We start from the raw sequence: 18,231 nt of genomic DNA, 5'->3' as shown, positions 1-18,231 counted from the left end.
CATTCGAGTCGCACAAGTGAACGATCCACTAACTACAGGCGCCCTTTGTGGCGCCCTCGCAAAGGAGCAGAGGAATGGACTGGCGCCACAAGGCCATCTGTCGCGATGAGGACCCCGAACTGTTCTTCCCGGTGGGTAACAGTGGTCCTGCGCTCGCGCAGATTGCCGATGCCAAGCTGGTCTGCGCCCGCTGCCCCGTCACGGCCGATTGCCTGTCATGGGCCCTGAAGTCCGGACAGGATGCCGGCGTGTGGGGTGGAATGAGCGAAGACGAGCGTCGCGCGCTCAAGCGTCGCAACGCGCGCACCCGTACGCGTACTTCCGTCTAAGTCGACGGACCTGGCGTTGCCGGGCCTTCAGCCCCCGGCCCGGTAACGCATGTGTGAGAACCCGGCACCTTACGGTGCCGGGTTTATTGTTGCCTACCAGCATTTTTCGCCAGATTCTCAGCGCCCGGAACGACGTCCGAGCGGAACCCGCAACACCGCGTCGGTGCCCACTTCGGCACCGGGATGCAAACCGATCGAGCCGCCGAGTTCCGAAGTCACCAGGGTGCGCACGATCTGCAATCCCAACCGGTCGGAACCTTCCAGACTGAACCCTGCGGGCAGGCCACGGCCGTCGTCGGAGATGATCACGTCGAGCCAGCGCGCCGATCGTTCCGAGCGAATCGTCACGGTACCGTTCTCGCCCGCGTCGAAGGCGTGCTCGATCGCGTTCTGCACCAGTTCCGTCAAGACCATCACCAGCGGTGTCGCCCGCTCCGCGGAGAACACCCCGAGCGAGCCCGCCCGGCGTACCTTGATCCGCGCGGTGTGCACCGTCGCCACATCCGCCATGATCGGCAGCAGCCGGTCGATGACCTCGTCGAGGTCGACTTCCTCGTCCACCGACATCGACAGCATCTCGTGCACCGAGGCGATGGAGGTGACCCGGCGCACCGATTCCGTCAGTGCCACTTGGGCTTCCGGGTTCTCGGTGCGGCGGGCCTGCAACCGCAGCAGGGCCGCCACGGTTTGCAGATTGTTCTTCACCCGGTGGTGGATCTCGCGGATCGTGGCGTCCTTGCTCAGCAACGCGCGATCACGCCGCTTCACCTCGGTGACGTCGCGCACCAGCACGGCGGGCCCGGCCAGTTCCCCACCCGGACGCAGCACCAGCGTGCGCAACAGCACCGTCGCCCCGCGGGCCTCGACCTCCATCCGGCGCCCGGTGCGCCCGGCGAGTGCGGCCTGGATATCGGCAACCACTTCCTGCGCGTCGAACGGATCGGTGATCAGGGAACGGGTGGTCACCGCGAGATCCTGACCGACGAGATCGGCCTGCATCCCCATCCGGTGATAGGCCGAGAGCGCGTTCGGGCTCGCGTAGACGACGATGCCCTCGGTGTCGAGGCGGATGAAACCGTCGCCCGCGCGCGGGCTGGAGTGCGTCGCCGCCCGATCCTCGGGCGTCGGGAAACTGCCGTCGGCGATCATCTGGCACAGATCGTCGGCGCAGGACACATACGCCGCTTCGAGGGTGCTGCGCACCCGCGCCCGTGCCAGGTCGGAATCGCGGCTCAGCACGGCGATCACGTCGTCGCCGCAACGCACCGGAATCGCTTCGCGCACCGCGTGTACCGGGCTCGGGTGATAGACCCCGCTCACCTCGACCTCGGTGTCGGTGCGCACGGTGTTTCCGCTCAGCAGGGCATCGAAGACCTGCGGGAAATCGGCGCGCGAGGCGGTGGTGTCGACCTTGTCCTCGAGATGCACGGTGGGCGCGGTCGTCGGCCGGATCTGGGCCACACAGACCACATCGGATCCGTCGACGACCGGGCCCGCGCCCACCCACAGCAGCAGATCGGAGAACGAGAGGTCGGCAAGCAACTGCCAATCGCCCACCACCCGTTGCAGATGGTCCACGGCGATGCCGGGAAGGTCGGTGTGTTCGGCCAGGAGCTCGCTCAGTGTTGCCACGCTGGATCTACCGCTTCGTTTTCGTGTGACTTATGCGATGGTGGCGATGAGGTCGCCCGCCTGTAAAACCTGGCCCGGCGCGACGTCGACCGAGGTGACGTCGCCCTCGACCTCGGTGAGCACCGGGATCTCCATCTTCATCGATTCGAGCAGCACCAGAGTCTGGTCGACCTGGACATGCTCGCCCACAGTGACCTCCACAGCGAGCACGGTCGAGACCATCTCCGCGCGCACTTCTTCAGGCATGGCACCCCGTTCACTAGTCGTGCGGCCCCCGCGATGCGACGGTGGCCGGTATCCGCCGAAGCTACAGCCTTACACACATGAAACAATGGCTCTCGACCAGACAGAGAAGGGAGCTCCCATGGGTAAGCGTGGACGTAAGAAGCGCAGCCGCAAGGGCAACGCCGCAAACCACGGCAAGCGTCCTAACGCTTGAGTCGTGCCGCTGCGCACAGACGACAACAGCACGCTCTCTCTCGATCACAAGGAGAGAGCGTGCTGTTTCCGTATTCAGGGCTGATCAGCCCTCGGTGGTCTCGATCCTGGCATCCGTGATCGTCCGGTGGATCTCCAGCTTCAGGCGCTCGCGCAGACCATCGGGAGCGTGCTCGCCACCGCATTTGCGGCTGAGCAGACCCTTGATCTTCTCCTCGATGCCGTAGGCCTCGATGCAGGGGCTGCAGTGGTCCATGTGCTCCCGCAGGCGCTCCCGAGTGGCGTTGTCGCACTCGTTGTCGAGCATGAGCCACACATCCGCGAGGACCGCGGTGCAGTCCATGTCGAGATCGGGATCGTCACTCACTTGACTACCTCCTGGCGTTCCCCACGGTCGAATCCACGTTCGCGCGCCACGTCGGCGAGCAGGCCCTTGAGCTGCTTGCGTCCACGGTGCAGCCGAGACATCACGGTACCGATGGGGGTGCCCATGATGTCGGCGATTTCCTTGTACGGGAAGCCCTCGACATCGGCGTAGTACACCGCCATCCGGAATTCCTCCGGTAGCTGCTGCAGCGCGGACTTGATCTGGTCGTCGGGCAGCGCGTCCAGCGCCTCCACCTCGGCCGAGCGCAGTCCGACCGAGGAGTGCTCGGCGGTGGCCGCCAGCTGCCAGTCGGTGATCTCGTCGGTCGGGTACTGCGCGGGCTGACGCTGCTTCTTGCGGTAGGAGTTGATGTAGGTGTTGGTCAGGATCCGGTACAGCCAGGCACGCAGATTGGTGCCCTCCCGGAACGACTTGAACCCCTGGAACGCCTTCACGAACGTCTCCTGCACCAGGTCCTCGGCATCGGCCGGGTTCCTGGTCATCCGCAGGGCGGCGCCGTAGAGCTGATCGATCATCGGGAGCGCATCGCGCTCGAACCGGGCCGCCAGCTCGGCTTCGTCGACTTCTGTGCCGGACGCACCGTCGGACACCACGTCGTCGTCGCTCGTCACACCAATCCCTTCGATCGCCGTAATAGCCGAATCTACCGGCACAGCGGAATCGATCGGCAAGCGCGCACCCCGTGGCAGGAGAGGACGTTCCTCGAGCAGCAGTGTCACTATCTCTCCTTCACGTCTTCGGCGGACCGCGCTGGCTTGTCACTTGTGTGCAACATGCACCCCCGCGTTCGTGTTCCCCTACCGGGCGGAAATGTGGTTGCCGGGTGGGGTGTGGCCCCGATTAAGGTGAGGCGCTATGTCGACTCCCGCGATCAAGGCCCTCTGCGGTATCGCCCATCGCGTCCATTCCTATTCCCACGATCCGCGGGCGGAGTCCTATGGCGACGAGGCAGTCGACGCACTCGGCGACGAGCTGGGAGTGCACGCCGCGCAGATCTTCAAGACGCTGGTGATCGAACTCTCATCCGGTGCGCTGGCGGTGGCCGTTGTCCCGGTGCCCGCGCGGTTGTCGTTGAAGGCGGCGGCCGCCGCGCTCGGCGCGTCGAAGGCGAATATGGCCGACAAGACCAAGGCCGAGCGCACCACCGGCTATGTGCTCGGCGGGGTTTCGCCGCTGGGTCAGCGCAAGAAGTTGCCCACTGTTGTCGACGCCTCCGCGCTCGACTGGGATCGGGTGCTGTGCAGCGCGGGTAAACGCGGTCTCGAAATCGAGTTGGCGCCCGCGGACCTGGTGCGCGCCTGCGCGGCCGTCACCGCGCCGATCACCAGCTGAGGCAATCCGATCGGCTCGTGGCTCCGAATTCACTTCGGTGCATTCTGCGCCCGGTACGACCGATTCGATTCGACCAGAGGATGTGATGCGAAAATGTCCGCTCGTTCGACGATCGCCGCCCTGTCCGGTGCCCTGTTGATCACTTTCGGCGCTGCCGCTTTAGCCCCCGCCACCGCGGCTCCGCAGGTGGTCCCGCCGTCGCAGGCCGAACCCGGCGACTATCCGCTCAACGGCCAAGGCGCCACGCCGAGGAGTTCACCGAAGACCGCGCCGGAAACCGATCAGAGCGCCGATAAGGCGGAGAAGCTCGGCGGCGGGGTCGCCACCGAGGTTATCGATCTGGTCACCGGAATCATCAAGTGCGGGTTGAACATCGCCACCGATTCGGTGCCCTGCTCGCTCTGAATCCGGTACCCGAGGTCGGGCATGATCACAGCAATGTGGTCTGCCCGGCCTCGTCGTCGTGGGTCGCGTCGAGCAGGAGCAGTTCTGGGCCGTTGTTACGCACGTTGTTCACCAGGGTGGAGACCGGGCGCGCCACGATCGTCGCCAGTTCCGCCTGCGAGGGCGGCATCAGCAAATCAGCGGGCGCCGGGTGGTCCGGGTCCAGCCATGCGTCCCAGTGTTCGCGCAGCATCGGCAACGGCATCCGGTCGTGGATGTCGGCCAGCTCGCCGCTCGCGTCGGTGGTCAGGATCGTGCACGACATGAGCGGCTCGGAGTCGGGTTGGCCGCGATCACGCCAGACCGACCACAGTCCGGCCATGTAGAGCAGGGAACCGTCGCTGTGCGACATATAGAAGGGCCGCTTCACCGCTTTGCCCTTGCCGGTCGGCGCCGGCTCGACCAGCCACTCGTACCAGCCGTCCATCGGCACCAGACACCGCTTGTGTTCGACCGCGTCGCGGAACGACGGCGCGGTACTCGCCTTGTCGGCCCGCGCGTTGAACAGCGGCTTGCCCTTGGCGGGCACGCCGGGTTCGGCCGCCTTGGTCCAGTGCGGGATCAGGCCCCAGCGCATGCGCCGGATCCGCAGGCGCGGATCGTCGTCGGGTTCGCCGTGCGCGTGCCGTTCCACGACGGTGAGCACCTGGGTGGTCGGCGCGACGTTGTAGCTGACGGCGGCATCCGGCTCGTCGAGCCCCGTCTCGTCGACAGCGTCCAGTTCGGCCGCCAACCGGCCCGGATTCGTGGTCGTCGCATATCGTCCACACATAAGGGTCAAGATACGCGCGGGGACCGACAGAAGACCTGCTGACGACACCACCCCACGCCGAAATGCGCACCACCGGTGTGTCCGAACCGCACATAAGCGAAGATGGGGGCGTGAGTTTCTGGCCTGCGCCCCATATCGAGGTCCCCGTCCACGCGACCGTGACCCTGCCCGGTTCGAAGTCCATCACCAACCGCGCGCTCATCCTGGCCGCACTGGCCGATGGGCCGTCCACGCTCACCGGTGCGCTACGCAGCCGCGACACCGACCTGATGATCGGGGCCCTGCGCGCCCTCGGCACCGAGATCACCGGCGACGCCGAGACGCTCGAGATCACCCCGGCTCCCCTGCACAGCGCCGCGGTCGACTGCGGCCTGGCGGGCACCATCATGCGATTCCTGCCGCCCGCCGCCGCACTGGCCACGGGCGATGTCGCGTTCTTCGGCGACGAGCAGGCGAAGCTGCGCCCGCTGACCACCATCCTCGACGCCCTGCGCAAGCTCGGTCTCGATGTCGACGGTGACGCGCTGCCGTTCGTCGTGCACGGCACCGGCGCCCTGCGCGGCGGCACCGTCACCATCGACGCCTCGGGATCCTCACAGTTCGTTTCGGGCCTGCTGCTCTCGGCCGCCCGCTTCGACGAGGGCATCACCGTCCACCACGACGGCAAGGCGCTGCCGTCGATGCCGCACATCGAGATGACCGTGGAAATGCTGCGTCGCGCCGACGTGGCCGTGCAGACCCCCGCCGATTCCGGCAACGCCCAGACCTGGACCGTGGCACCCGGCCCGATCCGCGCGGTCGATTGGGACATCGAGCCCGATCTGTCCAACGCCACCCCGTTCCTGGCGGCGGCCGCGGTGACCGGCGGCGAGGTGAGTATCCCGATGTGGCCGCGCGGCACCACCCAGCCCGGTGACGTGATCCGCGAGATCCTCGTCCGGATGGGCGCCGAGGCCCGCATCTTCGACGGCATTCTCACCGTGGCAGGCCCGCAACGCCTGGCGGGCATCGACATCGACCTGCACGACGTCGGCGAACTCACCCCCACCGTCGCCGCACTGGCCGCGCTGGCCGATTCGCCCTCGCGCCTGCGTGGCATCGCCCATCTGCGTGGGCACGAAACAGACCGTCTCGCAGCACTTTCCGCCGAGATCAACCGCCTCGGCGGAAATGTCACCGAGACCGAGGACGGCCTCGAGATCGTGCCCGCCCCGCTGCACGGCGGTCGGTGGCACTCCTACGCCGATCACCGAATGGCCACCGCCGGTGCGATTCTCGGGCTGCGCGTGCCCGGCGTGGAGATCGAGGACATCGGCACCACCGCCAAGACCCTGCCGACCTTCGTCGCGCTGTGGGAACAGATGCTGGCACCCGCGTTATCCGGCGAGGGGGTGGCGCGCTGAGCCGCCAGGGGCGATCCTCAGCCAGCTACGACGAATCCGATGTCCGGGTGCGCCCGGGTAAGGCGTCGTCGCGTCCCCGGACCAAGACCCGTCCGCAGCACGCCGACGCCGAGGCCGCCATGGTGGTGGCCGTCGACCGCGGCCGCTGGGGGTGCGTGCTCGACGGCGACTCCGACCGGCGCATCGTCGCCATGCGCGCCCGCGAGCTGGGCCGCACCCCGATCGTCGTCGGCGATCAGGTCGACGTGGTGGGTGACCTCACCGGCAGGCCCGACAGCCTGGCCCGCATCGTGCGGGTGAGCGCGCGCAGCACCGTGTTGCGCCGCACCGCCGACGACACCGATCCGTTCGAGCGCATCGTCGTCGCCAATGCCCAGCAGCTGTTCATCGTTGTCGCGCTGGCCGATCCGCCGCCGCGCACCGGTTTCGTCGAGCGGGCGATGGTGGCCGCGTATGCCGGTGGGCTGGAACCGATTCTGGTGCTGACCAAGCGCGATCTGGTCGCGGAATCCGAATTCGCCTCCGCCTTCGACGGTCTCGATCTCAAGATCCTCTACGCCGGCATCGACGACCCGATGGAGCCGGTGCTCGAGATCGCGAGCGACCGGCTCACCGCGTTGATCGGACACTCCGGTGTCGGCAAGTCGACGATGGTGAATCGTCTTGTGCCCGACGCCTATCGGGCGGTCGGCGAGGTGTCCGGAGTCGGCAAGGGCAAGCACACCTCCACGCAGTCGGTGGCCTTGCCGCTACCCCAGGGCGGCTGGGTGATCGATACCCCCGGGGTGCGTTCCTTCGGTCTCGCCCACATCACTCCCGACGATGTGATCGCCTCGTTCACCGACCTGGCCGGTGCCATCGAGAACTGTCCGCGCGGCTGCACCCACCTCGGGCCGCCCGCCGATCCGGAATGCGCGCTCGATCAGCTGCCCGGCACGGAACGGCGGGTCGCCGCGATTCGCACGCTGCTCACCGCCCTGATCTCCAATGATGCTTGGTAGCAACCGATTCCGTGCCGGGTCAACTTTTCAGAAGCTGAACGACCCGGTATCGACGCCGCCACCATCGCCACCGCCGCCGTCGGTCGGCACTTCGGCCACGGTGACCGTTGTGGTGGTCGACGAACTCGCCACACCGCTGCGCCCGGAGAAGGCCGCGCCGATGCTGTAGGAGCCCGCGGCACCCGGCGTCCAGACGATGCTCGCCTTGCCGTTCGCGCCGACCGGGATGTCGCCGAGCACGTTGTCGCCCGCCTTGAACTGGATCGTGCCACCCGCGGCCGGCGGGCTCACGCTCGCCTCCAGGGTGACGGCCTTGCCGACCTGCGCACCAGGCACCTCGGTGATGGTGGTGCTGGACACGGCGTCGCCTGACACCGTGATGGCCGGACCCTTGCCCTGATAGGTGCCGTCGCCGAGCGAGCCGCCATAGTGCATCGACGTCGGCAGCGGAGTATCGCGGGCGCAGTTCACGCCGACCTTGTACTGGATCTCGAAGGTCTGCGATTTCGGCGAAATGTTCGGGTACACCGGGTATTTGGTGATGCCGAACTCGGCACGGACCCAGTCCGAGGACGACGTGTCGATCGACACCACCTCACCCGACATCTTCGCCGAGCCCGCGACCGGGGTCAGGCACGCCGGGTGCAGATCCTTGATCGAGTAGATGTACTCCACCGGAATTCCGGTGCGCTCGAACTTCGTCGTCACGGTCACCGTGTCGCCGACCACCGGGTTGGTGTTCGACACGGTCCTGGTGAAACGACTGTTGCCGTCGTCCCAGGTGATAGCCGCCGCAGCGGCCACGGCCGATCCCGGAAACGCCGTCATCGCCAGCCCCGCCGCGGCCGCGAACATGGCCACACGCTGCGCTCTTCTGTCCACCATCATCTCCTCTCCCAGTACGCCGGACGCCCTCGACGTCGTCGAGGCGCTGATTCGCCCGAGTGGCGAGCAGTAGATCACGCCGTCGTACCCGGCGGAACCAAATCCGAAATAGATATCGTTCAGATTTCGAATTCGACTCGCGTCGGCTCGCGTTCACAACCTCGACACGGTCCGCCGGTACCGTCATGCCCATGAAGCCACCGGCGATCGGTTACCTGCGCCGCGACATCTCAGGTGTCGCCCAGTCCTGGGATGAAACGCAGATCCGTTCCCTAGCCGAGCGCTTGGGTTACCGCTTCACCAAGACCGTCGTCTTCAGCGACCGCACCGACGACCCGATCGGCCGCCTGATCGACGTGGTCACCACCACCGAAGCCGCCGCGATCGTCACCCCCAGCCTCACCCACCTCGGCACCGACCTGCCCCACCGCATCGCCGCCGCCTGCGACATCATCACGGTCTCCCCCGAGATAACCCACGCGAGAACCCTCCCCGCACTTCCCGCTTAGTTCAGCGCGCGGTAGCGGACCTCCCCAGCCCCCCGGAGATCTCATACCGTCCGTCGGTCGCACCCAACGCCCGATACGGTCCACCGCACGATACTGCGCCCCACCCACCGTCGGCGGCGCCGACAGACGAGCAGTCCGATCGGCCCGGTGCGAGGTGGTCGGTCAGTTTTCGGGGTGGGGTTCCAAGGCGCCCGCGGTGAGGCCGGTGGCTATGAGGTCGGCGGCTCGGTGGGCGGCAGTGGCGGTGGCGTGGGCGGCTACTCGCAGGTGGTGGAGGCGGCGGAAGGCCTCGCCGTAGGTCTTTTGATCGGGGAGCGCGAGCAGGGGAATGCGGAGGCGGGCGGGGTCGAGGCGGATGGTGGTCGTGCCGTACATGGCGGCGGCGTTGTCGGGGCTGCCGATGAAGCCGGCGAAGAACCACGGGTCTATGCGGGTGGGGTCGGTGCGGAAGACGAGGACGCCGGCGGCGGGGACGGCGCCGATGTCGGTGCCTTCGGCGACGCGGGTGCCCTGGGCGGCGCCGTGGTCGTCGCGCAGGCGGGCTACCAGGACGTCGCCTTCCTCGATCGGGTCACCGACGGGCGCACCGGGGGCGGTGAGGCCAGAGGGGGCGCGGCTGTTGAGCAGGTCGTGGCCGGTGAGGACCGGGCGCTGGGTGGCGTCGGCGGCGACGGCGTCGGGGGTGCTGCTGACGATACGCACGGCTTTGCCTGCGATCAGGTTGCCGACCGCCACCGAGCGCCACACGGTGCCCGGCGCCGAATCCCATTCGCGGACAGCATCAGCGATGGCATGCAGTTGCGTGAGGTTCTCACCGAGTTGACCGATGGCGGCGCGGGCCGAGGCCGAGGCGCGGTCGGGGTCGACGGCGGCGCGCACCTGCCGGGCGGGCGTGAGATCGACGTCGTCGTCGAGGACATCCATGACCCGGACCACGGCGGTCACGTCGGGGACGGTGGCGTCGTCACCCTGGTCGAAGGCATGCCACGCGGTGACGACAGTTTCGGCGAGGGCCTGCCAATCCGGTTGTTCTCCACCATGATCGGGTAAGCGGGTCGTATCGGCGAACAGCAATGTATCTTTCGGATACCCCTTGCCCGGACGCCGAAGGACCCACAGTTGCAGCCCTACCTGGCGCGGAGTCGACGCGCCGGGCGGTAAGGCGATCACGGCACGTAATGCGCCCGCCCGCAACAGTTCCATTCTGATGCGGCGACCCGAAGACCTGGCCGCGACAGCGGGTGGGAGCAGCAGAACAGCGGTGCCGCCGGGGTGTAGATGGGCGATGGCGTGCTGGACCCAGGCGAGTTCGGATTCGCTGCGCGGGGGTACCGAATACACCCAGCGCGGATCGAGCGCCAGTTCATCGGCGCTCCAATCCCGTTGCGAATAGGGCGGATTCGATAGCACCGCATCGAACTCGACATCGGTGAACGCGTCGGCGAGCAAGGCATCGCCCGTGCGGATATCCGTTTCGGCCCGGGGAGCCAGCGTACTGAGCAGCGCGGCGGTGCGGCTCGCCTGTACTGGCAGGATGTCCTGACCCGCCAGCCGGTCGGCGCCGATCCGGGCGGCCTCGAGCAACAGGGTGCCGCCACCGCAGGCCGGGTCGAGTACCGAGCGCGGGGCGGGCGACGCGGACGCGGCGAGCACGTCGGCCATCAAGGCGGCAACGGATTGATCTGTCGGGTAGATGCCGGTACTCGGACCGTCGAGGCCGCGTTCGGCCAGCACCGCCAGTGTCTGCTGCACGCCGACTTCGCCGATCGCCGCCCGCACCGCCTCGTGCGCCGCATCCTCGGCCGCACTCGTGGGGTCGGCCACGAACGCCATCAGTCCCGCGACATCCTCGGGCGCGACCTCGGAGCGCAGCACGGTACGCAGGTGCTGCACAGGAGAATCCGCCGCGGTGACCCCATGTCCGCGCAACCAGTGCTGCACCTCGGCGAGGTCGAACAGCGGCCGCGATTCGGAGCCCCCCGGCACCGGCGCGGGGAAGTCGGCGTGCCGGCGGCGCCAGTTGCTCACGGTGGCGCGGGTGACACCGGCCAGCCGGGAGATCTCGGCGGCGGCGACGGTGGGCGTCGAGTCTGACAAGGGGTCTCCTCTGGTCAAGGTCGAACCTTACACATCATCGTTGACATAACCCGACGTCAGTACACATGTTTTCAATGTCCACAGTGAAAACATTCCCCGGCGCGAACGGACCTGACCGAGAGCGGAATCCATGCCGCGATCACCCCCGCCATGGCGAGGCGACGGCCGGAATACGACTGTTGCGGTCTCGTGCGGGAAAATGGGGTGGTGACCACCGAGAACGAGCGTCCTGGACCGCCGGCTACGAGCCCGAGCATCTTGGTGATCACGATGTCTCGGCGGGTGGAGGCGGCGTTGGGGGTGGAGTTGGGGGTGCTGGATTTGACGGTGGCCCGGTTGGGGTTGCTCGGGCATATCAATGGGGTGCCGGGGGCCTCGTTCAGCGAGTTGGCGCGGATGTCGGGAACGAGTGTGCAGAGTGTGCATGCCGCGGTGAAAGGCCTTGTCGGGGCGGGGTTGGTGCAGGATCGGACGGCGCGGGCGGGGTCGGCGTCGGCGATCGAGTTGACGGCGGCGGGGGCGGGGTTGCTCGCGGAGGCACGGAAGGCGGTGGCGCGGGTGGACACTCAGCTGTTCGGCGCGGAAGCCGATCCGATTCTGCGGCGCGTCGGCGCGGCGATCGTCGACGCGTTCGCCGGGGAATTCCCGCCTCGACCTCAGGCGTGACGAATCCAACCTTCAATATGACTGAAGCTCGAGCTAGGCTTCAAACACAGTGAAGGTCGGAGGGAGTCGGTAGTTGGAACACGTCTTGCTGTCCGTGCATGTGCTCGCGGGCATCGTCTTCGTCGGCGGCTCAGCGGTCGCCACCAGTCTTTTTCCCCGGTACGCACCGGTCGCCGGTGGGCCGGATCCGGAGTCGGTACGGAATAGGCCGGTCGCGGTCGCCATGCACCGGATCGCCGGGAACTACGCGAAACTCGCGATCATCGTGCCGGTGATCGGCATCGTGCTGGCCACGATCCAGGGGCGGATGAACGAAATCTGGATCACCACCGCGATGGTGACCACCGCCGTGGCGGGTGGGCTGCTCGCCGTGCAGATCGTGCCGATGCAGCGCGAAGCCCTCGACCAGCCCGACGACGGCAAGCGCCTGCGCGTGCTGTCGATGCTCGCGGGAATCTACAACCTGCTGTGGACGGCCGTGGTCGTGCTCATGATCGTCCGTCCCGGATCCGCCACGTGAACGGCGCGCGCCAACCCCGCCCGCTCCGAGTTGTCGCCGAATTCACCTGAGCGACAAGCATTTACAGAACATCGAGCACCGCCGCGGCCAGTGGACCGGCCGAGGCGGGGTTCTGACCGGTGTGCAGATTGCGGTCGGCTTGCAGGAACGGCGCGAACGGTTCGCCGCTGTGATAGTCCGCGCCGAGTTCGATCAGCCGGTCTTCGAGCAGCCATCTGGCCTGGTCGGCGAGCCCGCCCAGACGTTCTTCGGCATCGCTGAAGGCGGTGAGGCGGTAGCCCTCGAAGGGTGAGGGCCCGCCGGCGGCGGTTGCCAGGATCGCCGCAGGGCCGTGGCAGACCAGCGCGAGCGGCTTGCCCGAGTGCAAGGTATCGACCAGCAGCGCCGCCGAATCCTTGTTCACCGCGAGATCTTCCATCGGTCCGTGGCCGCCCGGATAGAACACCGCGTCGTAGTCGGCCGACCTCACGTCGCCGAGAGGGATCGGATTCGCCAGCGGTGCGGCGCCTTTGATGGTCTCAGCGACTCTCCGTGCACCCTCTTCGCCACCGTTGGGCACCGGCGCCAGACTCGCCAGATCCACCGGCGGCTTCATTCCACCAGGTGTCGCCACCACGACGTCATGGCCTGCCTCGGTGAATGCCCGGTAGGGCGTGGCGAATTCGTCGGCCCAATAACCGGTATGGCGTTTGACATTGCCGGACAACGTCCAGTGATCGGCACCGGTCATTACGAACAGAATCTTCGCCATCATCGCCTCCGAGGGATCGCAGGTGGATTTCGACGTCAGTGCTTGGCGCCGATGGTGTGGAGAATCTCGTGGATGATCGGGTCGGTGAGCCGGTTGGTGACCGATCGGCCTTCCCGGCTAGAGGTGACGCAACCCTCGTGGCGCAGCACGCGCAGAGCCTGGGAAATCGCGTTCTCGTTGCGGCCGACCGCGGCGGCCAGCTCCCCGACGCTGATGCCGGGCGAGCGGTGCAGGCACAGCAGGATTTCCAGGCGACCAGGGTCTGACAGCAGGTCGAAGCGTTGGGCCCATTCCCGGATCTCGACATCACCGATCGCGCGACGGCCGAGTTCGACCGGCGACCCGTGCAGTGTGCGTGGCTCTCCCATGGCGCTGCCCAGCTTAATCGCCGAGTGGACGCCGACGGCACCGCGCGCTTACCCGCGGCTCGACGAAGGGCGGCGGGTGCGGGATCGAGTCGACCCGGAGCGGGTGTTCGTCTCCGACCTCGCACGGCGATTGCGGGTGGTCACCGGACTGCGACTTTGATGTGTTTCAGATCACCAGGGGTGAATTGCGAGCGAAAGTTCTTAACAGCTAATCGAATTCATCGAGAATGACGCACGTCACTGTCCGTTTTGAACTCTTAGGACTTTCTAAGTTACATTCCAGCAACAAACAGTTGGACACTTGATCATGGGTGCTCGATCGAGGGCCTGCGCTCCCCCGGGAGCACCGCCATTGACGGAAAGACTGCATTCATGAACATCAGCAAGGTTGCCGCAACCTCCGCACTTGTCATCGCCGCGCTCGGTGTTGCCACCGGCACGTCGCACGCCGCTCCGGCGCCTGCTCCCGCGCCCATCCCGGCCTTCCTCGACGGCGTCGGCCAGGGCGTGCAGCAGGTGCTGCCCGGCATCAACTGGAAGACCGGTATCGAGGGCGACGCGGTCGTCGTGCAGACCGACGCGGGTTCGCTCACCACCGACAACAACCAGTTCCAGGTGCGCGACAACCAGGGCAATGTCGTCGCCGCCCTGCCGCTCGCCTACACGCTCAACGACCTCGAGTACCCGATCGACGCCGACATCGACGGCACCCGCGCCACCCTGACCCCGCGCACCGACGCGGCCTCGGCCCGCCCGTCCTCCCTGCTGAAGGACGTCGTTCGCCAGGACGCCTTCGATGACGCCGTCGGTGCCGCGGCCACCCAGTTCGGCATCATCACCGCCATCGGCACTCTCGTCGGCACCCTCATCGGCGGCCTCGCCGGCTGCGCCATCGGCGGCGTCGGCGGCCTGGTCCTCGGCATCCCGGTGCTCACCCTCGGCGGCGCCACCGGCATCGCAGGCTGCCTCGCCGGTGCCGCCGTCGGCATCCCGCTCGGTGCCGCCGCGGGCCTGGTGCTGACCGGTGTCCCCGCCGCGATCGCCATCGGCATCGGCTTCAACAACCGGATCAACGCACCGGAAAACCAGTAGTAGACCTCGCGAAGGCCCCGTCCCGGACGGGGCCTTCGTGCTGTTCACGGTGCGAGACGGATCCGCAACTTCTCGTAGGTGGGGATGAAAACCTTTCTGCGATAACGACGTTCGACGATTTCCCAGGGGCGGCCGGTGACGGTCAGCGCAACGAGTAGCGCGGTGAGTTCGGAGTGGACGAGCTGGGCGCCGAGGCAGAGGTGGCGGCCGCCGCCGAACCAGAGCTGGCGGGTTTCGGGGTTGTAGTCGCGGTCGACACGGAACTCGCCCGCGGCGTTGTTGATGGTCCAGGTGAGGATCTTGACGTGGTCGCCAACGCGGAGGTCGCGGTCGGCGATGCGGACGTCCGCCGTGACCGAGCGGCCGACGAGGTAGGCGGGGCTGGTGACCCGCAGGGTCTCGCGGACCGCGTCGGGGAGCCGGTCGGGCGCGGCGAGCAGGGCGCGATGCTCGCCGGTGTCGTGCATGATCGCGACCATTCTGGTCATGGCGCTGGCGAGAGTGTCGGTGCCCGCCACAGCCATCAGGATCGCCAGGCCGCCCGCGTGCTCCACATCCAATCCGAGTTCACGGCAGCGGCCGAGAGTGGTATCGGGCTCGGCGCGGGCGTACGCGGCGGGGACATTCACCGCGAGCTGGGTGGCCAGCTCACGCGCGCGGGCCAGGGCGACGGGGTCGAGCGTCGTCGAGGCCATGGTGCCGAAACCCAGGTTGACCAGCTCTTCGACATGATGGAACAGCCGCAGGAACAGGGCGTCCTCGTCGTCGGTGTAGTCGCCACCGATAGCTGCGGCGATGTCTTCGGGGCGCATGCCGACCAGGTCGGAAACGCTGCGGCCCACCAGGATCTGCGCGCGGGCGGCTATGTCGACGGTCTCCCCCGCGGCGAGCCGCTCGCGCAGGTCACGCAGGTCGGGACCGATCACGCGCTCGACCAGGGCGTCGGTGTGGGTGAGGGTGAACAGGTCGCGCACCTTGGTCCGCAGGTCGGTATGACCCGGCCCTTCGAACAGATCCTCGACCCAGTCGCCGATGACCTGCGCCCACCAGTGCCCGGCCGCGCCCTCGGACACGATGCTGAAATGCGTGCTGTCGTTATAGATCTGGCGGGCCACCAGTGGATCGGCCACGAACCAGCCGAGTGTGCGAACCTTGCGGATCGGCCGCGCGAACCTGCCAAGCAGCAATAATCCAGGCAACCAGGGTTGACCTGCGGCGAGTAGGGTTAGTTCATGGCGTCGGGCCGAGCTCCACACCCCGGCACAATCTAATCGACCCGGCCCGATTAGTGAAGGTCTGTGGCTAGGATCGGCGAGATGCGCTGGTGGTGATCTGTGCATCACGCGATATCTGGAAGTGAACAAGCATGGTGAGATCGACAATCGAAGCCGTCGGCGCATATCTGCCGGCCAGGGAAGTGACCACGGCGCAGTTGCTGGCGCAGCTGGCTGTCGACGCGCCGCTGGATCTGGAGAAGGTCAGCGGGGTCAGGGCGCGCAGGGTACGCGGCGAATCCGAGGACTCGTTCACCATCGCCCTCGCCGCTGCCCGTAGCGCACTGGACAATTCGCGCTACGACGCCGCCGAGCTGGACGTGATCATCTCCTGTTCGATCACCCGGACCCGTGGCGAGGACTTCTGCCTGGAACCGTCGTTCGCCCTGATGCTGCGCACCGTGCTCGGGGCCAACCGGGCGATCCACTTCGACGTGTCCAATGCGTGCGCCGGGATGATGACCGGAGTTCTGCTGCTGGACAGGATGATTCGATCCGGTGCGGTGCGTCGCGGCATGGTGGTGTCAGGGGAATGCATCACGCCGATCGCCGATACCGCGGTGCGGGAGATCTCGCAGAAGTACGACCCGCAGTTCGCCTCGCTCACCGTCGGTGATGCCGGAGCGGCGGTGGTGCTCGACGGTACCGACGGGCCCGGGCTCGACTACGTGGAGCTCAACACCAGCGCCGCTTTCGCGAAGCTGTGCCTCGGGATGCCCAGCGATCAGGGACCGGGGGTCGCGCTCTACACCGACAATCGCGCGATGCACAACGAGTCGAGGTACCTGCTGTGGACCTCGCGGCAGCTGGAGTTCCTCGCAGCCCGCGGTTCCAGCTTCGCCGAAGAGAGTTACAACTACCTGATCCATCACCAATTCAGCGGCCCTGCCGTGGAATTGATCAACAAGATCGCCGAGCGCGAATTCGACGCGGCGATGCCGCCGGGGCTCGCGGTGCTCGACAGATACGGCAACACCGCGTCGACCTCACATTTCGTGGTGTTGCACGACGCGTTGCGGCAGGGACTGATCGCGCCGGGGTCGAAAGTATTGCTGGTACCGGCAGCGTCCGGGGTGGTCGCCGGATTCTTGTCGGTGACAATCGGCGATCTGCGGGTATAGGACAGTATGGGAATCATCATTTCTTCAGCCACGACGCGCAGCGGCGGCGTCAGCTCGGTGGGTCAGGCGGCCGACGCCGCGGGCGCGGCGTTGGCGGGGGCTGGTTGTCGGCCCGACCAGGTCGACGCGCTGATCAACGTGGGGGTTTATCGCGATGCGAACCTCGTGGAACCGGCGGTCGCGGCGCTGATCCAGCAGGCCGCGGGGATCGGGTTGGACTACCGGCGCGGTGACGTGCCATGTTTGTCGTTCGATCTGATGAACGGTGCCTGCGGGGTGGTGAACGCGGTGGGAGTGGCCGCCTCGCTGCTCGCCGACCTGCCTTCCGGGCATGTGATCGTGGTTTCCGGCGATGCGCATCCGTCGGGGCAGGCAGGCGCGGAGTTCGCGTTCGAGCCTGTCGGGGCGGCTTTCGTCCTCGAGAATTCCGCTGAGGCCGCGGGTTTCGGCGGCGTCCATGTGAGCGCTGGTGACGTGCTGCCCGATCCGCAGGGGTATGTGAAGTTGTCCGCGATGGGCGCCGAAGGGCGCTCGTCGCTGACAGTGGAATTGCTCGCCGGGACAGCGGAACTCGTCGAACACGCCACGATCGCCGCGCGCGAAGCGCTGGCAGCCGACGGTATCGACGCCGCGCAGGTGGTGCTGCTGTGCGGCAAGCCGACAGCGGATTTCGCCGGGGAACTGGCTGCCCAGCTCGGTGTGGGTGCGGTGGTGACCGACGACTTCGCCGCGGACGCGCACACTTCCGCGCTGACCGCCGCGTTCGTGGCCGCACGTGATGCGGGACTGGCCGATCGGCCGTTGCTGTTCGTGGCCGCCGATGGTGGACCCACCGCGGCGGCGGTGACCTATCGAGGGGTTGGTGTGCGGTGAATACGCCGCGACCTGGCAGCCATCGCGCGTCCGCCGATACCTCGACGGGGGTGCCGAGCCGGGCAACGGTGCTGGCCTTGCGGTCGATTCCGGTGGTCGGCTGGGTGTTTCTGATCGTCGGTGTGGTGCGGCCGTTGCGGGCCAGGTGGTTGCGGGTGGCCTTCTGGATCGATGTGGTGCTGAGCGTCGGGGTACATGCCGCGCAGATCCCGGCAGCGCGGAAAGTGGCCGCTGACCGGGGCATCTCGGCTCGTCGCGCCGCCGTGATGACGATGCTGCTCGGGGCGACCTGGTGGAAGACGTTGGGCGAGGGCGAACGGTGATCGATACGCCGGG

At 67.3% G+C, this 18,231-nt stretch carries 24 protein-coding genes; 14 read left to right on the top strand and 10 right to left on the bottom strand.

Annotated features, from left to right (window positions below):
* Positions 1-74 precede the first annotated feature (74 nt).
* Positions 75-329 (top strand): WhiB family transcriptional regulator, encoded by a 255-nt coding sequence (locus tag ACTWPB_RS13780; RefSeq protein WP_022567051.1) that lies wholly within the window; start codon positions 75-77, stop codon positions 327-329.
* A 117-nt stretch (positions 330-446) separates the two neighbouring features.
* On the opposite strand, the gene ACTWPB_RS13775 is transcribed toward ACTWPB_RS13780, so the two are convergent.
* Positions 447-1,961, bottom strand: coding sequence for a sensor histidine kinase (locus ACTWPB_RS13775; protein WP_446226030.1), 1,515 nt, complete (start codon positions 1,959-1,961; stop codon positions 447-449).
* Between the two features lie 30 nt (positions 1,962-1,991).
* The gene (locus tag ACTWPB_RS13770; RefSeq protein WP_387222929.1) at positions 1,992-2,207 is read right to left on the bottom strand and encodes a biotin/lipoyl-binding carrier protein; all 216 of its coding nucleotides are present in this window, start codon (positions 2,205-2,207) and stop codon (positions 1,992-1,994) included.
* A gap of 118 nt (positions 2,208-2,325) precedes the next feature.
* Between ACTWPB_RS13770 and ACTWPB_RS13765 the strand changes: the two genes are divergently transcribed.
* Positions 2,326-2,400, top strand: a complete 75-nt coding sequence (locus ACTWPB_RS13765; RefSeq protein ID WP_022597109.1) for a 50S ribosomal protein bL37 — start codon at positions 2,326-2,328, stop codon at positions 2,398-2,400.
* 84 nt (positions 2,401-2,484) lie between these two features.
* On the opposite strand, the gene rsrA is transcribed toward ACTWPB_RS13765, so the two are convergent.
* Entirely contained in the window at positions 2,485-2,742 is a 258-nt protein-coding gene (gene rsrA, locus ACTWPB_RS13760) for a mycothiol system anti-sigma-R factor (protein ID WP_446226336.1), read from the bottom strand.
* 20 nt (positions 2,743-2,762) lie between these two features.
* Positions 2,763-3,398, bottom strand: coding sequence for a sigma-70 family RNA polymerase sigma factor (locus tag ACTWPB_RS13755; protein ID WP_174552018.1), 636 nt, complete (start codon positions 3,396-3,398; stop codon positions 2,763-2,765).
* Positions 3,399-3,642: 244 nt separating this feature from the next.
* Here ACTWPB_RS13755 and ybaK point away from each other — a divergent pair, with 244 nt between their 5' ends.
* Positions 3,643-4,119 (top strand): Cys-tRNA(Pro) deacylase, encoded by a 477-nt coding sequence (gene ybaK, locus ACTWPB_RS13750; RefSeq protein ID WP_446226029.1) that lies wholly within the window; start codon positions 3,643-3,645, stop codon positions 4,117-4,119.
* A gap of 93 nt (positions 4,120-4,212) precedes the next feature.
* Complete coding sequence (locus tag ACTWPB_RS13745) at positions 4,213-4,524, top strand: hypothetical protein (protein WP_446226028.1); 312 nt, start codon at positions 4,213-4,215, stop codon at positions 4,522-4,524.
* A gap of 25 nt (positions 4,525-4,549) precedes the next feature.
* Here the strand turns inward: ACTWPB_RS13745 and ACTWPB_RS13740 are convergent, their stop codons facing one another.
* Positions 4,550-5,335, bottom strand: a complete 786-nt coding sequence (locus tag ACTWPB_RS13740; RefSeq protein WP_446226027.1) for an SOS response-associated peptidase — start codon at positions 5,333-5,335, stop codon at positions 4,550-4,552.
* Between the two features lie 62 nt (positions 5,336-5,397).
* Between ACTWPB_RS13740 and aroA the strand changes: the two genes are divergently transcribed.
* Together aroA and rsgA are read left to right on the top strand one after the other, a co-directional pair.
* Positions 5,398-6,738, top strand: coding sequence for a 3-phosphoshikimate 1-carboxyvinyltransferase (aroA, locus tag ACTWPB_RS13735; protein ID WP_446226026.1), 1,341 nt, complete (start codon positions 5,398-5,400; stop codon positions 6,736-6,738).
* A complete protein-coding gene (rsgA, locus tag ACTWPB_RS13730) occupies positions 6,735-7,739 on the top strand; it encodes a ribosome small subunit-dependent GTPase A (protein WP_446226335.1) in 1,005 nt (334 codons plus the stop codon). Before aroA ends, rsgA begins: the two co-directional genes overlap by 4 nt.
* 27 nt (positions 7,740-7,766) lie before the next feature.
* On the opposite strand, the gene ACTWPB_RS13725 is transcribed toward rsgA, so the two are convergent.
* Positions 7,767-8,627, bottom strand: a complete 861-nt coding sequence (locus ACTWPB_RS13725) for an Ig-like domain-containing protein (protein ID WP_446226025.1) — start codon at positions 8,625-8,627, stop codon at positions 7,767-7,769.
* A gap of 188 nt (positions 8,628-8,815) precedes the next feature.
* Between ACTWPB_RS13725 and ACTWPB_RS13720 the strand changes: the two genes are divergently transcribed.
* Complete coding sequence (locus tag ACTWPB_RS13720; RefSeq protein WP_446226024.1) at positions 8,816-9,133, top strand: hypothetical protein; 318 nt, start codon at positions 8,816-8,818, stop codon at positions 9,131-9,133.
* Positions 9,134-9,295: 162 nt separating this feature from the next.
* Here the strand turns inward: ACTWPB_RS13720 and ACTWPB_RS13715 are convergent, their stop codons facing one another.
* Positions 9,296-11,230: an N-6 DNA methylase gene (locus ACTWPB_RS13715; protein ID WP_446226023.1), complete on the bottom strand. Its 1,935-nt coding sequence runs from the start codon at positions 11,228-11,230 to the stop codon at positions 9,296-9,298.
* Between the two features lie 207 nt (positions 11,231-11,437).
* On the opposite strand from ACTWPB_RS13715, the gene ACTWPB_RS13710 reads away from it, so the two are divergent.
* Positions 11,438-11,896, top strand: coding sequence for a MarR family transcriptional regulator (locus ACTWPB_RS13710; protein WP_446226022.1), 459 nt, complete (start codon positions 11,438-11,440; stop codon positions 11,894-11,896).
* Between the two features lie 73 nt (positions 11,897-11,969).
* Positions 11,970-12,416 (top strand): hypothetical protein, encoded by a 447-nt coding sequence (locus tag ACTWPB_RS13705; protein WP_446226021.1) that lies wholly within the window; start codon positions 11,970-11,972, stop codon positions 12,414-12,416.
* 61 nt (positions 12,417-12,477) lie between these two features.
* Here ACTWPB_RS13705 and ACTWPB_RS13700 read toward each other — a convergent pair whose 3' ends face one another.
* Positions 12,478-13,146: a type 1 glutamine amidotransferase domain-containing protein gene (locus ACTWPB_RS13700; RefSeq protein WP_446226020.1), complete on the bottom strand. Its 669-nt coding sequence runs from the start codon at positions 13,144-13,146 to the stop codon at positions 12,478-12,480.
* Between the two features lie 56 nt (positions 13,147-13,202).
* Positions 13,203-13,535 carry an ArsR/SmtB family transcription factor gene (locus ACTWPB_RS13695; protein ID WP_378632642.1) on the bottom strand — a complete coding sequence of 111 codons (333 nt, stop codon included), beginning with the start codon at positions 13,533-13,535 and terminating at the stop codon, positions 13,203-13,205.
* Here ACTWPB_RS13695 and ACTWPB_RS13690 point away from each other — a divergent pair.
* Positions 13,534-13,695: a hypothetical protein gene (locus ACTWPB_RS13690; protein ID WP_446226019.1), complete on the top strand. Its 162-nt coding sequence runs from the start codon at positions 13,534-13,536 to the stop codon at positions 13,693-13,695. The genes ACTWPB_RS13695 and ACTWPB_RS13690 overlap by 2 nt on opposite strands.
* A gap of 212 nt (positions 13,696-13,907) precedes the next feature.
* Entirely contained in the window at positions 13,908-14,627 is a 720-nt protein-coding gene (locus tag ACTWPB_RS13685) for a hypothetical protein (RefSeq protein WP_446226018.1), read from the top strand.
* Between the two features lie 44 nt (positions 14,628-14,671).
* Here the strand turns inward: ACTWPB_RS13685 and ACTWPB_RS13680 are convergent, their stop codons facing one another.
* A complete protein-coding gene (locus ACTWPB_RS13680; RefSeq protein ID WP_446226017.1) occupies positions 14,672-15,757 on the bottom strand; it encodes a cytochrome P450 in 1,086 nt (361 codons plus the stop codon).
* Between the two features lie 236 nt (positions 15,758-15,993).
* Between ACTWPB_RS13680 and ACTWPB_RS13675 the strand changes: the two genes are divergently transcribed.
* The 3 genes from ACTWPB_RS13675 to ACTWPB_RS13665 are packed head-to-tail and all read left to right on the top strand — an operon-like array spanning position 15,994 to position 18,218.
* Complete coding sequence (locus ACTWPB_RS13675; RefSeq protein ID WP_446226016.1) at positions 15,994-17,022, top strand: 3-oxoacyl-ACP synthase III family protein; 1,029 nt, start codon at positions 15,994-15,996, stop codon at positions 17,020-17,022.
* A gap of 6 nt (positions 17,023-17,028) precedes the next feature.
* Positions 17,029-17,895, top strand: a complete 867-nt coding sequence (locus ACTWPB_RS13670) for a hypothetical protein (protein ID WP_446226015.1) — start codon at positions 17,029-17,031, stop codon at positions 17,893-17,895.
* Entirely contained in the window at positions 17,892-18,218 is a 327-nt protein-coding gene (locus ACTWPB_RS13665) for a hypothetical protein (RefSeq protein WP_446226014.1), read from the top strand. Before ACTWPB_RS13670 ends, ACTWPB_RS13665 begins: the two co-directional genes overlap by 4 nt.
* Positions 18,219-18,231: the final 13 nt, after the last annotated feature.

It is taken from the genome of Nocardia sp. IBHARD005 (assembly GCF_052814245.1).
The sequence above is the reverse complement of the archived record's forward strand: the minus strand, read 5'-3'. Positions and strand labels throughout refer to the sequence as shown.

What these genes read in the sequence shown, in the direction of transcription:
- ACTWPB_RS13695 (WP_378632642.1), bottom strand. Translation starts at nt 13,535, where the DNA reads ATGGGAGAGCCACGCACACTGCACGGGTCGCCGGTCGAACTCGGCCGT.
- ACTWPB_RS13720 (WP_446226024.1), top strand. Translation starts at nt 8,816, where the DNA reads ATGAAGCCACCGGCGATCGGTTACCTGCGCCGCGACATCTCAGGTGTC.
- rsrA (WP_446226336.1), bottom strand. Translation starts at nt 2,742, where the DNA reads ATGGACTGCACCGCGGTCCTCGCGGATGTGTGGCTCATGCTCGACAAC.
- ACTWPB_RS13675 (WP_446226016.1), top strand. Translation starts at nt 15,994, where the DNA reads ATGGTGAGATCGACAATCGAAGCCGTCGGCGCATATCTGCCGGCCAGG.
- ACTWPB_RS13740 (WP_446226027.1), bottom strand. Translation starts at nt 5,335, where the DNA reads ATGTGTGGACGATATGCGACGACCACGAATCCGGGCCGGTTGGCGGCC.
- ACTWPB_RS13685 (WP_446226018.1), top strand. Translation starts at nt 13,908, where the DNA reads ATGAACATCAGCAAGGTTGCCGCAACCTCCGCACTTGTCATCGCCGCG.
- ACTWPB_RS13690 (WP_446226019.1), top strand. Translation starts at nt 13,534, where the DNA reads ATGGCGCTGCCCAGCTTAATCGCCGAGTGGACGCCGACGGCACCGCGC.
- ACTWPB_RS13700 (WP_446226020.1), bottom strand. Translation starts at nt 13,146, where the DNA reads ATGACCGGTGCCGATCACTGGACGTTGTCCGGCAATGTCAAACGCCAT.
- ACTWPB_RS13670 (WP_446226015.1), top strand. Translation starts at nt 17,029, where the DNA reads ATGGGAATCATCATTTCTTCAGCCACGACGCGCAGCGGCGGCGTCAGC.
- ACTWPB_RS13745 (WP_446226028.1), top strand. Translation starts at nt 4,213, where the DNA reads ATGTCCGCTCGTTCGACGATCGCCGCCCTGTCCGGTGCCCTGTTGATC.
- aroA (WP_446226026.1), top strand. Translation starts at nt 5,398, where the DNA reads ATGCGCACCACCGGTGTGTCCGAACCGCACATAAGCGAAGATGGGGGC.
- ybaK (WP_446226029.1), top strand. Translation starts at nt 3,643, where the DNA reads ATGTCGACTCCCGCGATCAAGGCCCTCTGCGGTATCGCCCATCGCGTC.
- ACTWPB_RS13780 (WP_022567051.1), top strand. Translation starts at nt 75, where the DNA reads ATGGACTGGCGCCACAAGGCCATCTGTCGCGATGAGGACCCCGAACTG.
- ACTWPB_RS13770 (WP_387222929.1), bottom strand. Translation starts at nt 2,207, where the DNA reads ATGCCTGAAGAAGTGCGCGCGGAGATGGTCTCGACCGTGCTCGCTGTG.
- ACTWPB_RS13725 (WP_446226025.1), bottom strand. Translation starts at nt 8,627, where the DNA reads ATGATGGTGGACAGAAGAGCGCAGCGTGTGGCCATGTTCGCGGCCGCG.